At 69.4% G+C, this 12,570-nt stretch carries 10 protein-coding genes; 7 read left to right on the forward strand and 3 right to left on the reverse strand.

Annotation, left to right across the window (positions count from 1 at the left end):
- Positions 1-107 precede the first annotated feature (107 nt).
- The 3 genes from betT to ABQ271_RS13475 are packed head-to-tail and all read left to right on the forward strand — an operon-like array spanning position 108 to position 5,227.
- Positions 108-2,159: a choline BCCT transporter BetT gene (gene betT / locus ABQ271_RS13465; protein ID WP_349309242.1), complete on the forward strand. Its 2,052-nt coding sequence runs from the start codon at positions 108-110 to the stop codon at positions 2,157-2,159.
- A gap of 23 nt (positions 2,160-2,182) precedes the next feature.
- A complete protein-coding gene (locus ABQ271_RS13470) occupies positions 2,183-3,655 on the forward strand; it encodes an aldehyde dehydrogenase family protein (protein WP_349309243.1) in 1,473 nt (490 codons plus the stop codon).
- A gap of 15 nt (positions 3,656-3,670) precedes the next feature.
- Complete coding sequence (locus tag ABQ271_RS13475) at positions 3,671-5,227, forward strand: GMC family oxidoreductase N-terminal domain-containing protein (RefSeq protein WP_349309244.1); 1,557 nt, start codon at positions 3,671-3,673, stop codon at positions 5,225-5,227.
- A gap of 27 nt (positions 5,228-5,254) precedes the next feature.
- Here the strand turns inward: ABQ271_RS13475 and ABQ271_RS13480 are convergent, their stop codons facing one another.
- Positions 5,255-7,030, reverse strand: coding sequence for an ABC transporter ATP-binding protein (locus ABQ271_RS13480; RefSeq protein WP_349309245.1), 1,776 nt, complete (start codon positions 7,028-7,030; stop codon positions 5,255-5,257).
- Positions 7,031-7,128: 98 nt separating this feature from the next.
- Here ABQ271_RS13480 and ABQ271_RS13485 point away from each other — a divergent pair, with 98 nt between their 5' ends.
- The 4 genes from ABQ271_RS13485 (at position 7,129) to ABQ271_RS13500 (ending at position 10,599) form a co-directional block, all read left to right on the forward strand.
- A complete protein-coding gene (locus tag ABQ271_RS13485; protein ID WP_349309246.1) occupies positions 7,129-7,461 on the forward strand; it encodes a hypothetical protein in 333 nt (110 codons plus the stop codon).
- Between the two features lie 311 nt (positions 7,462-7,772).
- On the forward strand, positions 7,773-8,183 hold the full coding sequence (locus tag ABQ271_RS13490) for a CrcB family protein (protein WP_349310909.1): 411 nt from the start codon (positions 7,773-7,775) through the stop codon (positions 8,181-8,183).
- Positions 8,180-8,560 (forward strand): fluoride efflux transporter CrcB, encoded by a 381-nt coding sequence (gene crcB, locus ABQ271_RS13495; RefSeq protein ID WP_349309247.1) that lies wholly within the window; start codon positions 8,180-8,182, stop codon positions 8,558-8,560. The genes ABQ271_RS13490 and crcB overlap by 4 nt, the downstream gene beginning before the upstream one ends.
- 80 nt (positions 8,561-8,640) lie before the next feature.
- Positions 8,641-10,599 carry a DUF6807 family protein gene (locus ABQ271_RS13500; RefSeq protein ID WP_349309248.1) on the forward strand — a complete coding sequence of 653 codons (1,959 nt, stop codon included), beginning with the start codon at positions 8,641-8,643 and terminating at the stop codon, positions 10,597-10,599.
- Positions 10,600-10,653: 54 nt separating this feature from the next.
- On the opposite strand, the gene ABQ271_RS13505 is transcribed toward ABQ271_RS13500, so the two are convergent.
- Entirely contained in the window at positions 10,654-11,571 is a 918-nt protein-coding gene (locus ABQ271_RS13505; protein ID WP_349309249.1) for a carbohydrate ABC transporter permease, read from the reverse strand.
- Complete coding sequence (locus ABQ271_RS13510; protein ID WP_349309250.1) at positions 11,561-12,496, reverse strand: sugar ABC transporter permease; 936 nt, start codon at positions 12,494-12,496, stop codon at positions 11,561-11,563. Before ABQ271_RS13510 ends, ABQ271_RS13505 begins: the two co-directional genes overlap by 11 nt.
- Between the last annotated feature and the right edge of the window lie 74 nt (positions 12,497-12,570).

Here is a 12,570-nt window from a genome sequence, read left to right on the forward strand (position 1 = left end):
CCTAAATCTCACGGATCTTGTGATCCGTCAACAGGTCGCCACCGGGAGGGCGTCGCGCCATAGTGGGTTCTCGACACACGGCCCTTCATCCTTAGCCCGGAGGATTCATGACCGCGCAGACCACCGTCAGGCCCAACTGGCCCGTCCTCATCGGATCGTCGATTCTCATCGTCGGTATCGCGGTGTGGGCGATCGTCCTCCCCGACCAGGCGGGTGGTGCGATCGGTTCGGCGGTCGGCTGGGTCGCCACCAACCTCGGGTGGTACTACATCCTGACCGCGACAGTGGTGCTCGGGTTCGTCGTCTACCTCGCGCTCTCGCCGATGGGGCGGACGAAGCTCGGCCCCGACCACTCGAGGCCGCAGTTCCGCCTGTTCACATGGATGTCGATGCTGTTCGCGGCGGGGATCGGGATCGACCTCCTCTTCTTCTCGGTGGCGGAGCCCGTCGCGCAGTACTACGAGCCCCCGGCCGGGGCAGCGGAGAACGTCGAGGCGGCGCGACAGGCGATCGTGTGGACGCTGTTCCACTACGGCCCCGTCGGGTGGGCGATGTACGCCCTCATGGGCGGGGCGTTCGCGTACTTCGCCTATCGCCGGAACATGCCCCTCAGCATCCGCTCGCTCCTGGCGCCGATCCTCGGGAACCGTCTTCGCGGATGGGCCGGACACACCGTGGACATCGCGGCCGTGCTCGGCACCGTGTTCGGCATCGCCACCTCCCTCGGGATCGGCGTCGTGCAGCTCAACTACGGACTGTTCCTCCTGTTCGGGATCCCGCAGGGCGTGGCCGCCCAGATCGGCCTCATCGTCATCTCCGTCATCATGGCGACGATCTCGACCGTCTCGGGCGTCGAGAAGGGGATCCGCCGACTGTCGGAACTGAACGTCGTCCTCGCCGTGCTCCTGCTCGTGTTCCTCGCCGTGACCGGCAACACCCGGCGCCTTCTCGACGGCGTGGTGATGAACGTCGGCGACTTCGTCTCCTCGTTCCCCGGCCTCATGATGAACACCTTCGCGTGGACGCAGCCGGACGAGTGGATGAGCGCCTGGACCCTCTTCTTCTGGGCGTGGTGGATAGCATGGGCCCCGTTCGTCGGCCTCTTCCTCGCGCGGATCTCCCGCGGACGCACGCTCCGCCAGTTCATCACCGGCGTCGTGGTCGTGCCGTTCGTCTTCATCGCGGTGTTCATCTCGATCCTCGGCAACTCCGCGCTGGAGCTCATCCTCGGCGGCGCCGACGACTTCGGTCAGACGGCGCTGTCCTCGCCCGAGCAGGGGTTCTACGATCTGCTCGCGGCCTACCCGGCTGCGCCGGTCGTCATCGCCCTCGCGACGCTGACGGGCCTGCTCTTCTACGTGACGTCCGCCGATTCGGGGGCACTGGTCCTGGCGAACTTCACGTCGATCATCGACGACCCGCGCGAGGACGGCAGCAGCCCGATGCGGGTGTACTGGGCCGTCGTGACGGGTCTGCTGACCCTGTCGATGCTGCTCATCGGCGGCATCTCGACGCTCCAGAATGCGACGCTGATCGTGGGCGTGCCCTTCTCGATCGTGCTGTATCTCGTCATGATCTCCCTCTTCCGAGCGCTCCGGACGGAGCAGCATCAGGCCGAGGGCTTCCGGGCGACGGTGACGGCCCGCGTGGCGACCGTGGAGACCCCGTGGCGGCGGCGCCTGCGACGCGTCGCGGAGTTCCCGACGCGCGAGAAGGCGCTGAGCTACCTCGAAAAGACCGCGGAACGCGCGCTGCGCGAGGTCGAGGCCGAACTGTCGGCGGTCGGCGTGGACGTGTCGTACTCCCGATCGGACGTGCCGGATGCCGACCTGCCGACGCTCGTGCTCTCGGCCCGGTTCCCTGATCACGCCGACTTCGTCTACCAGGTCTACCCCGTCGTCGAGGAGCTGCCCAGCTACGCGCGCCGCACCCCTCGACGGAGCGACCTCTACTACCGTCTCGAGACGTTCACGGCGACCGGATCACGCGGGTACGACGTCTACGGATACACGGCCGAGCAGCTGATCGCCGACGCGGTCGCGCACTACGAATCGCACATGGAATTCCTTCGGGTCACCCCCGACGGACGGGACGCCTCGATCGTCGAGGATGCCCCCGTGCCCGATTGGCACACCGACTTCCCCACCCACAAGGACTGACGCTGAGCAGAAGGAGCATCCCCATGCCCGAAACCCTGTACATCGACGGACGCTGGGTCTCCGCCGCCGCCGGCGGAACCAGGGAGATCCGTTGCCCCGCCGACGGTTCCCTCGTCGCCGTGGTCGACGAGGCGGACGAGACCGACACCGTCCGGGCGATCGCCGCCGCACGAGCCGCTTTCGACCGTGGCGAGTGGGCGGGCACCCCGATGCCCGAACGCGGCGCCCTCCTGCTCCGCGTGGCCACGGCCCTTCGCGAGCGGAAGGAGGAGTTCGCCGAGGCCGAGTCGCGCGACACCGGAAAGCGCATCGTCGAGTCGCGCATAGACATGGACGACATCGCCGCCTGCTTCGAGTACTACGGCCGCCTCGCGGGCAACGACGCCGGTCGCATCGTCGACGCCGGATCTGCAGATGTCCTCAGCCGCGTGGTCTACGAGCCCGTCGGCGTCTGCGCCCTCATCACCCCGTGGAACTACCCCCTCCTGCAGGCGGCGTGGAAGATCGCTCCTGCGCTCGCGGCCGGCAACTCCATCGTGCTCAAGCCCGCCGAGCTCACCCCGCACACGGCGATCCTCATGATGCGCGTCCTCGAAGACGCCGGCCTCCCGCGGGGCGTCGCAAACCTCGTGCTCGGAGCCGGCGCCGCTGCCGGCGGCCCCCTCTCCACGCACGAGGACGTCGACATGGTCTCGTTCACGGGCGGTCTCGTCACCGGACGGGTGATCGCCGCGAACGCCGCCGCGACGGTGAAGAAGGTCGCTCTCGAATTGGGCGGCAAGAACCCGAACGTCATCTTCGCCGACGCCGATTTCGATGCGGCGGTCGACAACGCGCTCAACGCGGCGTTCGTGCACTCCGGACAGGTGTGCTCGGCCGGCGCCCGGCTGATCGTCGAGGCATCCATCGCGGAGCGCTTCGTCGACGAGCTGGTGCGACGTGCCGAGGGCATCCGCCTCGGCGGACCGTTCGACGACGCCGCGGAGACCGGGCCCCTCATCTCGGCCGAACACCGGGACAAGGTGACCGCCTACGTCGACAAGGGAGTCGCCGAAGGCGCCCGCGTCCGGTGCGGCGGACGCTGGGGCGAGGGTGAGCTCGCCGACGGCTACTACTACCTCCCGACGGTGCTCGACCAGGTCAGCCGAGGGATGTCGGTGGTCCGCGACGAGGCTTTCGGACCCGTCGTGACGGTCGAGACCTTCGAGACGGAGGACGAGGCGGTCGAGACGGCGAACGACACCATCTACGGCCTCGCGGGAGCCGTGTGGTCGCAGGATGCCGGGCGCGTCCAGCGGGTCGCGGGTCGACTGCGTCACGGGACGATCTGGATCAACGACTACCACCCCTACCTCCCGCAGGCCGAGTGGGGAGGCTTGAAGCAGTCCGGCTTCGGCCGAGAGCTCGGCCCGACCGGCCTCGCCGAGTACCAGGAAGCCAAGCACATCTACCAGAACCTGCGCCCGGCTGTGACCGGCTGGTTCGAGAAGCGCTGAGGAGAAGAAACCGACATGGAGACCACGCACACTTTCGATTACGTCGTCGTCGGCGGCGGTTCTGCGGGAGCGGCCGTGGCCGCCCGGCTGAGCGAGGACCCGACGGTCACCGTCGGTCTGCTCGAGGCCGGCCCCACCGACGTCGACACGGACGTCGTCCTGACGCTGTCACGGTGGATGGAACTGCTCGAATCCGGGTACGACTGGGACTACCCGATCGAACCCCAGGAGAACGGCAACTCGTTCATGCGCCACGCGCGCGCGAAGGTCCTCGGCGGCTGCTCGTCGCACAACTCCTGCATCGCCTTCTGGGCGCCCCGCGAGGACCTCGACGAATGGGCGCACGTCCACGGCGCCGAGGGCTGGGACGCCGACAGCACCTTCCCGCTCTACCAGCGCCTCGAGACCAATGAGGACGACGGGGACCACCACGGCCACGACGGTCCCGTCCACCTCATGACGGCCCCGTCGACCGACCCGTCGGGCGCCGCACTCCTCGCGGCGTGCGAACAGGCCGGCATCCCGAACGTCCGTTTCAACACGGGTGACACCGTCGTCAACGGGGCGGGGGTCTTCCAGGTGAACCGTCAGCCGGACGGCACTCGCGCGTCGTCGTCGGTGTCGTACCTGCATCCGATCCTCGACCGGGAGAACCTGACGATCCTGACGGACGTCCACGTGCGCGAACTCGAGTTCGACGGCGACCGCTGCGTCGGGGTCCAGTACGTCGGGAACGCGTTCGGCCGCCCCGATCGCATCGCCGCGAGCCGCGAGGTCATCGTCTCGGCGGGGGCGATCAACACCCCGCAGCTGCTCATGCTCTCGGGCATCGGTCCGCGGGAGCACCTCGAGGAGCACGGCATCGCGGTGCGGGTGGATGCGCCGGGCGTGGGCGAGAACCTGCAGGACCACCCTGAGGGGGTCATCCAGTGGGAGTCCAAGAAGCCGATGCCCCGCGAGTCGGTCCAGTGGTGGGAGATCGGCGTGTTCACCGCGACGGAGGACGGCCTCGACCGCCCGGACCTCATGATGCACTACGGCTCGGTGCCGTTCGACATGCACACCTACCGCGCGGGCTACCCCACGGCGGAGGAAGTCTTCTGCCTCACGCCGAACGTCACGCACGCCCGGTCCCGCGGGACGGTGCGCCTGCGGTCGAGGGACTTCCGCGACAAGCCGATGGTGGACCCGCGTTACTTCACCGACCCCGACGGTCACGACATGCGGGTGATGATCGCCGGCATCCGCAAGGCGCGCGACATCGCGGCGCAGCCGGCGATGCAGGAGTGGGTGGAACGCGAACTGGCCCCGGGTCCCGACGCCGTCACCGACGATCAGCTCGCCGATTACATCCGCCGCACGCACAACACCGTCTACCACCCGGTCGGAACAGTCCGGATGGGCGCCGTGGACGACGCGATGTCGCCGGTCGACCCGCAGTTGCGCGTCAAAGGCGTGACGGGTCTGCGCGTGGCCGACGCCTCGGTGATGCCCGAGATCACGACGGTGAACCCCAACATCACGGTCATGATGATCGGCGAGAAGTGCGCCGATCTCATCCGCGGGGCGTGACGACAGGCGAGACGACGGTGAGCGGGCTCAGGCGAGACCCGCCTGCGTCAGGTGCAGGTGCGCGTAGCGGCCGCCGCGCGCCAGGAGCTCGTCGTGGGAGCCGCGCTCGACGATCTCGCCGCGCTCCAGGACGACGATGACGTCCGCCTGCCGGACGGTCGACAGCCGGTGGGCGACGACGAGGGTGGTGCGTCCCGTCATGAGGCGGCCGAGGGCATCCTTCACGAGCTCTTCCGACTCGGGGTCGAGCGCGCTCGTGGCTTCGTCGAGCAGCAGGATGCGCGGGTCGCGGATCAACGCCCGCGCGATCGCGAGCCGCTGCCGCTGACCGCCCGACAGGCGCGCGCCGCGCTCGCCCACGACGGTGTCCCACCCGTGCGGCTGGTCCTGCACGAACCCCCACGCGTTGGCGTCGCGGAGCGCCCGCTCGATGCGGGCATCGTCGACCTCGCCGAGCCCGTAGCCGACGTTCTCGCGGATCGTCCCCTCGAAGAGCACCGACTCCTGCGGGACCACCGAGACGAAGCGGCGCACCGCGCGCAGGTCAAGCTCCTGCATGTCCTCACCGTCGATGAGGATGCGGCCTCCCGTCGGACGGAGGAACCCGAGGATGAGGTTGAGCATCGTGGACTTGCCCGACCCCGACGACCCGACGAATGCGACGGTCGCGCCTGCGGGGATGTGCAGGTCGATGTCGTGGAGCGCATCCTCGGCGGCACCGGCGTAGCGGTGCGACGCGTGCGCGAGGGTCAGTTCGCCGGCGACCGCGTCGACCGTGCGCTTGCCGGCGTTCTGCTCGAGGTCTGGCTCCTGCAGGACCTCGGCGATCGAACGCACCGACTCGAGGCCGCGCGCGCCGACGGGGATGAGCATGAGCAGCTGCGTCAGCCCCTGGGTCAGCAGGGTGAAGTAGGTCGACAGCAGCACGACCTCACCCGGGGTGATGGGCAGGATGCCGGTGAGCGAGAACGTCGCGGCGAGGACGAGGCATCCCACCCCCAACAGCTGCATGGCGACCCACGAGACCGACGCGACGTGGCCGTTGAGCATGTCGAGGTGGAGCCCGGCGCGACGGACGCCGTCGGCGCCGGTTGCGACCCGGGTGACTGCCGTCTGCTCGAGGCCGTGGGCGCGGGTGACGGGGATGAGGGAGGCCATCTCGCCGACGCGGGCCGAGAGGGTCTCGACCTCGCGGCGGAAGTGGGCGTTCCGCTCCTGCGAACGCTTGCGCATGCCGTAGCGGATGCCGATGGCGATCGGGACGGCCAGCGCGTAGACGGGCAGGAACGCGGGGACGGCGATCGCGGTCATCGTGATCGCGCCCGTCATCACCATCGCCGCCGAAAGCAACGGATGCGTGACCTGCTGCAGCATGAGTTCGACGTTCTCGACATCACGCACGACCTTGGTCTGCACGATCGACGAGCTGACGCGCGAGTGGTAGCCGATCGACAGGCTCTGCAGCCGCTCGGCGAGGGCGTTGCGGAGGTCGGCGCCGGTGTCGCGGACGACCGTCATGAAGCTCCGCGTGTAGAGGATGTGGTTCGGGTAGTTCTGCAGCAGGAGCACGGCAGCCAGCACGAACCACCACATGACCTGCTGCACATCCCCGCGGCTCGCGACGATGTCGATCACCGCCGCCGTGATGACGGGCAGGAACCACATCGGGATCTCCTTCGCCGCGAAGGCGAGGATCGCGACGGCCATCCGCCCGGGCCGGCGGGCGAGCAGGCGCAGCACGGACCGCGTCGGGCGCGCGCCGTCGATGAGGGGAGTGAGATCGGAAAGCGTTTTCCGGGTCATGTGTCCATGGTAGGTGCGGGCTCTCCGGGCAGGAACCCCCTCGAACCCCGGAGCACCCGAACCCTCGACCCGAGGGGCGCCCCGCAGTACCGTGAGGCATGGCGATCTTGACCCTGCGGCGGTTCGCGCCCCTGATCATCGCGGTGATCGGTGTGGCCCTGCTGATCGCGGCGACGGCGCTTCGCGCGTCGCTGTGGGTGCACCTCGGCATCCTCGTCGCCACGATCGGACTGGCATCCCTCACCGCCGGCCGCGCTCGATCGACGTCTGCCGAGCCGCGCGAGCTCTCCGCCTCGGACGCGTACTCGGATGCCCACCTCGGCAGGCGCCCACCCACGCACCCGACGATCGACACGCGACCCCAGGGGCAGTACGGCCCGGGACTGCCGAAAGACCCGCTGCGCCTTCCCGAGGATCCGCCGGGCGTCTGACGGCGCGCAGCGGCGGGGGTTTCGGGAAGGCGCGCGTTCCGGGGACGCGAACTGCCGCATCTGCCGGACCGAGGCGACGATATGCGTCCCCGGAAGCCGGGGCGCCGGCACTCCGGGGACGCGATCTGCCGCTTCGTCGCGCCGGCAACGACAACAGGGGTCCCCGGAACGCTCCGGCCGGCGCCCGGGTCTATCGTGGAACCCGCCCGCCCCTCGATTCCCGGGACCCGATGACCACCCCACGCCGCGAACCCGATCCCCACGGTGAGCTCCCGATCGACAGCGACCTCGCCTCGACGGGGTCGCGGCCGGTGCACCTCGCCTGGTCGTCGATCCTGCTCGTCCTCGTCGGCGGCACCGCGGGGACGGCATCTCGCGAAGGACTCTCGCTCGCGATCCCCCCGGTCGGCGGCATCCCCGTCGCGATCTTCGCGATCAACATCGTCGGAGCGCTCTTCCTCGGGGCGCTTCTCGAATCCCTCGCCCGGCGCGGGCCCGACGACGGTCGCCGCCGTTCGCTCAGACTTCTCCTCGGCACCGGATTCGCGGGCGGGTTCACGACGTACAGCGCGCTCGCGGTCGACAGCGGCCTGCTGCTGACCGGGGGCAATCCGCTCGCCGGCATCCTCTACGCCCTCGGCACGGTCGTCGTCGGTGCGCTCGCGACCGTCGCCGGGATCGCGCTCGCCGCAGCGCACCACCGCCGGACGGTGACCCGATGACCCCCGTCCTCTTCATCGCGCTCTCGCTCGCGGGCGGAGTCGGCGCGGTGCTCCGCCTGGTGATCGACGGATCGGTCAAGAGCCGCGTGAAGACCGCACTGCCCGTCGGCACGCTCCTCATCAACGTCGTGGGCTCGCTCGTGCTCGGATTCGTGACGGAGCTCGCGCTCGGCGGCATCCTCGAGGAATCGTGGCGACTGATCATCGGCACGGGCCTCTGCGGCGGCTTCACGACGTTCAGCACCGCGAGTTTCGAGACGGTTCGCCTCGCGCAGGAACGCCGGTACGTGCTCGCTTCGGTGAACGCGATCGGGATGCTGGTGGCCGCCGTCGCAGCCGGGCTCGGCGGCATCCTGCTCGCCCGTCTGATCGGCTGATCCGGTCGGATGCCGCGCCTCGGGATGCCACAGGGAAAGCGCTTGCTGGCATACTCGAGGGAGCCGACGAAGGAGTCCCCGTGACTGTCACCCGACGAACCCGCATCGTCCTCGCCGGAGCCCAGGGCTTCGGCACCGTCCACCTCGAGAACCTGCGCCGCCTCGGTGACCGCGTCGAGCTCGTGGCGGTTGCGGATCCGACGCCCGTCCCGCCCGAGAACCTCCCCGCCGGAACCCGCGCCTTCGCGTCGCTCGCCGAGGCGCTCGACGCCGTCGACGACGTCCACGTCGTGATCGTGGCGACACCGCTGCACACGCACGCGGCGCTCGCGGGTCTCGTCGTCTCGCGCGGGATCGACCTCTACCTCGAGAAGCCGCCCGTGCTCTCGTCCGCCGACCTCGCCGTGCTCGCCGACGCCGCCGCGGCCTCGGGCGCCCGCGTGCAGGTCGGGTTCCAGAGCCTCGGGTCGCTCGCGATCCCCGCCCTCATCGCCGACGAGTTCGGCCTCGGGCCGATCCAGGCGATCGGTGCCGTCGGACTCTGGTGCCGCGACCGGGCGTACTGGTCGCGCAGCCGCTGGGCGGGCCACCGCATCCTCGACGGTTTTCCCGTCCTCGACGGCGTCGTCGCCAACCCGCTCGCGCACGCGACCGCGACCGCCCTCGCCGTCGCGCAGTCGACCGCAGCGTCCGACGTCACCCAGGTCACCGCCGACCTCTACCGGGCCAACGACATCGAAGGCGACGACACCAGCGTCATCCGACTGTCGACGGGGCGCGGCATCCGTGTGACGTCCGCCCTCACGCTCTGCGCGGAGGACTCCGAGGAGCCGTACGTCCTCATCCGCGGCACCCGAGGGTCGGCGAAGTTCTTCTACACGGAGGACGTCGTCGAGACGGCGGACCGCCGCGTCGAGTTCGGCCGCATCGACCTGGTCGAGAACCTGCTCGATCACCGCGATCACGGCACGCCGATGCTGGCTCCCCTGCACGAGACCGGCGCGTTCGTCCGCGTGATGGATGCCGTCGCCGACACCGAGCCGGCGCCGATCGACGCCGCCTTCGTCACCTGGAACGACGAGGGCCCCTCGCCGCGGGCCGTCATCCGCGGGGTCCGCGACGCCGTCGAGCGGGCGGTGGATGCCGAGGCGACCTTCGCCGAGTTGCACCTGCCCTGGGCGGCGAAGACCGAACCCGCCGTGCTGGCCGAGCTCCGCTCGCCGGACGAGTCGCGGCATCCCGTCGCCGTTCTCGTCGACGGCGCCGACATCACCCGCTCGTCGAGCCCGCGGCCCTACCTGCACCCCGTTCGGACCCCCGGCGGCGTCGTCGTGTCGGACATGCACCCGGCGGACCACGACTGGCACCTGGGCATCAGCGTGACGCTGCAGGACGTCTCGGGCGTCAACTTCTGGGGCGGCCGCACCTACACACCCGGCCGCGACTACGTCTGGCGCGACGACCACGGTCGCATCGTCGCCACGCGCGTCGAGGGCGAGGCATCCGCTCTCGAGGCGGAGTTCGCATGGATCGGCCGCGACGGCGCGCAGATGCTCACCGAATGCCGACGGATGACCGTGGCCGACGCCGGCTCCGGTGCGACGACGATCGATCTCAGCGTCGAGCTCACCTCGCGGGCCGGCACGCTGCACCTCGGCGGGCCGGGCAGCAACGGACGCGTCGGCGGCGGCTACGGCGGACTCGCCTGGCGCCTGCCCGCGGCGACGGACGTCGACGTGCGGACCGCCTCAGCGCGCGGCGAGGATGCCGTGCACGGCACAGTCGCCCCCTGGCTCGCCTGGTCGGCCGTGTTCGAGGGCGGACCGGCGACGGTTGCGATGGCCCCGCTCGACGAGGTCTCGGCCGCCGACCCGTGGTTCGTCCGCGTCGCGGGCTACCCCGGCATCGGCGCAGCCCTCGCCTGGGACCGCGCGGTGGACCTGGCCCCCGGCATCCCCGTGTCGCGCTCGTACCGCCTGCTCGTCGCCGACGGACGGCTCACCGACGACGAGGTCGTCGCCGCACTGCGACTGAGCTGAGGTCGCGCACGCCGAAGGCGGCGACCCCGACGGGCCGCCGCCTTCGCGTGGGGCTTACTTGATGCCGGTGGTGGCGATGCCTCGGATGAGGAAGCGCTGACCGAACAGGAAGGCCAGGAACACCGGCACGAGCGACACGACCGACATCGCGAACATCCCGCCGAAGTTCGACGCTCCCTGCGCCGACATGAACTGCCGGAGGGCCAGCGGCACCGTGAACAGGTCGGGGTTGTTCAGGTAGATGAGGGCGCCGAAGAAGTCGTTCCAGACCCAGACGAAGGTGAAGATCGCCGTCGTCGCGAGGGCCGGCGTCATCATCGGGAGCAGGATCTGCAGGAAGATGCGCGCGTGACCGGCGCCGTCGATGCGGGCGGCCTCATCGAGATCGCGGGGGATGCCGCGGATGAACTGCACCATCAAGAAGATGAAGAACGCGTCGGTCGCCAGCGCCTTCGGGAGGATGAGCGGCCAGAACGTGTTCACCATGCCGAGCTGGCTGAACATGATGTACTGCGGCACGATCACGATGTGCACGGGGAGCATGATCGTCACGAGCATGATCGCGAACATCGTGCGCTTGAAGTGGAAGTTCAGCCGGGCGAACGCGTACGCGGCCATCGAGCACGAGATCAGGTTGCCGACGATGGAGCCGGCGACCACGACGATCGAGTTCCAGAGGTAGGTCCCGAACGAGGGCGACAGGGCGTTCCAGCCCTCCGTGTAGTTCGACACCTCGAACGACAGCGGCCAGAGCCCCGGCAGCCGGAAGATCTCGTCGTTGGGTCGCAGCGAGCTGACGACCATCCACAGCAGCGGATAGAGCATCAGGGCGGACGTCGCGATGAGGAAAACGTGGCGGACCACGACGCTCACCTTCGAGCGCCCGCCGAGGCCGGCGGACTGCCGGCGGCGGATCCGTTGCCGTTCTTTCGCGAAGCGGCGGTCGCGGGTCGTGATCAGTTCAGTCGTCATAGAACACCCACAGCTTGGAGAGAGCGAAGTTCACGGCCGTGAAGCCCGCGATGATGGCCACGAGCAGCCAGGCCATGGCCGAGGCGTAGCCCATGTCGAACGACGTGAACCCCTTCTGGTAGAGGTACAGCGTGTAGAAGAGGGTCGAGTCCGACGGGCCTCCCGACCCGCCCGAGATGATGAAGGCCTGCGTGAAGGCCTGGAACGCGCCGATCATCGACAGCACGAGGTTGAAGAAGATGATCGGGCTGAGCAGCGGCATCGTGATGGAGATGAACTGCCGGACGGGACCGGCTCCGTCGACCGATGCGGCCTCGTAGTACATGACCGGGATCTGGCGGAGGCCGGCGAGGAAGATCACCATCGGGGCACCGAAGCCCCAGACGCTCAGCAGGATGATCGTCGACAGTGCCGTGTCGGGGTTCGAGATCCAGCCCGGCCCCTCGATGCCGAACACCGCGAGGAACTGGTTGACGATGCCGTCGACGCCGAAGATCTGCTTCCACAGGATCGCGACGGCGACCGACGAGCCGAGCAGCGACGGCAGGTAGAACATCGACCGGTAGAAGGCGAGTCCGCGGAGCCCCTTGTCGAGCAGGAGCGCGACACCGAGTGCTGCGATCATCGCGAGCGGGACGCCGACGAGCACGTAGACGAAGGTGACGCCGAGGGATGCCCCGAGTCGGGGGTCCTGCGACATCCGCACGTAGTTGTCGAGCCCGATCCACTCCGGGGCGTTGAAGAGGTCGTACTTCGTGAACGACAGGTAGAGGGATGCGCCGATGGGCAGCACCGTGACGAGGATGAGCCCGAGCAGCCACGGGGCCAGGAAGACCAGGGCGGCCTTCGTGTCCTTCGGTCGCTCGCGCGCGCCTCGCTTGCCGCCGACGCGGCGTATCTGGGACAGCTCGCTGATCGCGCTCATCCGGGTCCTCCTCGACACTTCCGACGGTCCTCTGCGACCGCCGTAGACACGCTCAGAAAGCGCTTTCTAGGACG

Source organism: Microbacterium sp. MM2322 (assembly GCF_964186585.1).
Taxonomy (GTDB): Bacteria; Actinomycetota; Actinomycetes; order Actinomycetales; family Microbacteriaceae; genus Microbacterium.

Excerpts from the sequence above, each read along its gene's own strand:
- betT (WP_349309242.1), top strand. The coding sequence starts at position 108 with ATGACCGCGCAGACCACCGTCAGGCCCAACTGGCCCGTCCTCATCGGA.
- ABQ271_RS13470 (WP_349309243.1), top strand. The coding sequence starts at position 2,183 with ATGCCCGAAACCCTGTACATCGACGGACGCTGGGTCTCCGCCGCCGCC.
- ABQ271_RS13475 (WP_349309244.1), top strand. The coding sequence starts at position 3,671 with ATGGAGACCACGCACACTTTCGATTACGTCGTCGTCGGCGGCGGTTCT.
- ABQ271_RS13480 (WP_349309245.1), bottom strand. The coding sequence starts at position 7,030 with ATGACCCGGAAAACGCTTTCCGATCTCACTCCCCTCATCGACGGCGCG.
- ABQ271_RS13485 (WP_349309246.1), top strand. The coding sequence starts at position 7,129 with ATGGCGATCTTGACCCTGCGGCGGTTCGCGCCCCTGATCATCGCGGTG.
- crcB (WP_349309247.1), top strand. The coding sequence starts at position 8,180 with ATGACCCCCGTCCTCTTCATCGCGCTCTCGCTCGCGGGCGGAGTCGGC.
- ABQ271_RS13505 (WP_349309249.1), bottom strand. The coding sequence starts at position 11,571 with ATGACGACTGAACTGATCACGACCCGCGACCGCCGCTTCGCGAAAGAA.
- ABQ271_RS13510 (WP_349309250.1), bottom strand. The coding sequence starts at position 12,496 with ATGAGCGCGATCAGCGAGCTGTCCCAGATACGCCGCGTCGGCGGCAAG.